At 68.8% G+C, this 1,804-nt stretch carries 3 protein-coding genes; 2 read left to right on the forward strand and 1 reads right to left on the reverse strand.

Annotation, left to right across the window (positions count from 1 at the left end; all coding sequences use genetic code 11):
- Positions 1-33 precede the first annotated feature (33 nt).
- Positions 34-765 carry a DUF4142 domain-containing protein gene (locus AB0I18_RS51970; RefSeq protein WP_363112882.1) on the forward strand — a complete coding sequence of 244 codons (732 nt, stop codon included), beginning with the start codon at positions 34-36 and terminating at the stop codon, positions 763-765.
- Positions 766-855: 90 nt separating this feature from the next.
- On the opposite strand, the gene AB0I18_RS51975 is transcribed toward AB0I18_RS51970, so the two are convergent.
- Complete coding sequence (locus tag AB0I18_RS51975; RefSeq protein WP_363112880.1) at positions 856-1,392, reverse strand: MarR family transcriptional regulator; 537 nt, start codon at positions 1,390-1,392, stop codon at positions 856-858.
- A gap of 64 nt (positions 1,393-1,456) precedes the next feature.
- Between AB0I18_RS51975 and AB0I18_RS51980 the strand changes: the two genes are divergently transcribed.
- Positions 1,457-1,738 carry a hypothetical protein gene (locus AB0I18_RS51980; RefSeq protein ID WP_363112881.1) on the forward strand — a complete coding sequence of 94 codons (282 nt, stop codon included), beginning with the start codon at positions 1,457-1,459 and terminating at the stop codon, positions 1,736-1,738.
- Positions 1,739-1,804 lie beyond the last annotated feature (66 nt).

The following is a 1,804-nucleotide window of genomic DNA, read 5'->3' on the forward strand; positions in this document are numbered from 1 at the left end:
TTGGCGCGCCCGATGGGGTTGTCCAGGAACAGCGTGCCCGCGTGCCGGTGCTTGTCGCGGCCCCGGTCGTTGGAGCGCAGGGCCGCCATCGTGCACCCCGCCATGCTCGGCATCGAGAACACGACGACGAACACGTCCCGCGTCATAGCCAACACCCCGTACGGTCCCCTGACCGAGGCCGATCGCGACTTCGTCGTCAAAGTCCGCGCGGCCGGCCTGTGGGAGTACCCCCTGGGGGAGATGACCATGCAGCGGGGCACCACGAAGGAGATGAAAACGGCAGGCGAGCACCTGATCGTCGGCCATGCCGGGCTGGACGAGATGTGCCGCAAGATCGCCCCCGAGCTGAACATCACCCTGCCGAACCAGGCCAGTCCTCAGCAGCAGCAATTCGTGGCGACGGTGGACTCCAAGACCGGCAAGGAGTTCGACTCCACCGCGGTCGGCATCATGCGGGTCACCCACGGTCAGATCTTCCCGACCATCGCCAAAATCCGCGCCAGTACCCAGAACACCTTGGTCCGCCAGCTCGCCGACCTGTCCAACGACACGGTCCTGGACCACATCACGGTCCTGGAGGACACCGGCCTGGTCAACTACGACCAGGTCAACTTCCAGCAGACCGCACCGCCCAAGCTCCCCAAGGTCGAGCTCACCCCGCCCGCACCCCAGCCCGGTTCCCCGGTCGTCGTCCTCACTCCGCGCCCGGACCTGGATGTCAACACCAGTTCGCCGGTACCCGCTCCCAGCCCGACCGGCGAGTAAACAGCCGAGTGGACAGCGAGGTGCGGGTCTCAGGGACCTGACCGGGACGCTCCGGCCTCCACGGCGAGCGCGTCGATGACGACACCCGGGTCAGGCGTCGCGGGCCATCGGGAGGTCCAACGCCCAGCCCAGCGGGTGCGGCTCCGCGTCGTCGAGCGCTGGAACCGAGGGCTCTCGCCCGGCTTCGTTGAAGGCGGCGAGGGCCTCCATGAGCGCCAGGCGCTGCACCGGCGTGAGCCGTTCGACGATCGCGGTGATCTCGGTGCGCCGTCGGGCGGTGACGTCCTCGACCGTGCGCCGGCCTTCCTCGGTGAGCTGCAGGAGGGTCTCGCGGCGGTTGTCGGGGTTGAGGTGCCGGTCGGCCAGCCCGGCCGCGATCAGCCGGTCCACCATCCGCATCGCGGTGGAGGGCGCCACCTGGAGCAGGTCGGCGAGCGCGACCAGCTTGGTGGCCCCGCGTGTGGACAGCACCACGAGCATTCTGAACTGCGGAAGCGTCACGCGTTCCTCGACCTCGGCGAGGGAGCGGGCGGAGAGCGCCACCAGCAGTCGCGACGCGTTCAGCACCGCACGGGTCACCACGTCAACATCGTCCATCGCCCCCGCGGGGCTCTCACGCTCCGGCATACGTCCTTTGTACCGTGCCGAAGTCCCTGCTCACTCACTCGATGTGAACAGATTTTCCTTCCCCATGACCGTGGTGACGCAACAGGAGCATCGCGGCGGCGTCGTAGTGAGGTTGCCCGTCGGCATGCCGGGCCAGGTCCGAAAGGAGTTCGAGCTGGATGTCGTGGTGGCGCAGGTGTTCCGCGATGGCCGGGAACTCGGCGGCGCCGCGACACGGTGGGTGGCTGCGATTCTCGGCATGCTGCGGGCGGCTGGACGTGGTCGGGATGCGGAGCGGAAGGGTGCTGGACAGTCGCCGGTGCCGGCGATACGGGCGTCGAAGCAGCCCGGTCGGTCGGTCTCGTGAGCCACGGCACCTCCGGTACGGCTTCGGGCGGTTGGTGCGGGCCGGGTGAACCATCGTCACCCGGCC

Source organism: Streptomyces sp. NPDC050704 (assembly GCF_040654355.1).
In the GTDB taxonomy this organism is placed as follows: Bacteria; Actinomycetota; Actinomycetes; order Streptomycetales; family Streptomycetaceae; genus Streptomyces.

What these genes read in the sequence shown, in the direction of transcription:
- AB0I18_RS51975 (WP_363112880.1), bottom strand. Translation starts at nt 1,392, where the DNA reads ATGCCGGAGCGTGAGAGCCCCGCGGGGGCGATGGACGATGTTGACGTG.
- AB0I18_RS51980 (WP_363112881.1), top strand. Translation starts at nt 1,457, where the DNA reads ATGACCGTGGTGACGCAACAGGAGCATCGCGGCGGCGTCGTAGTGAGG.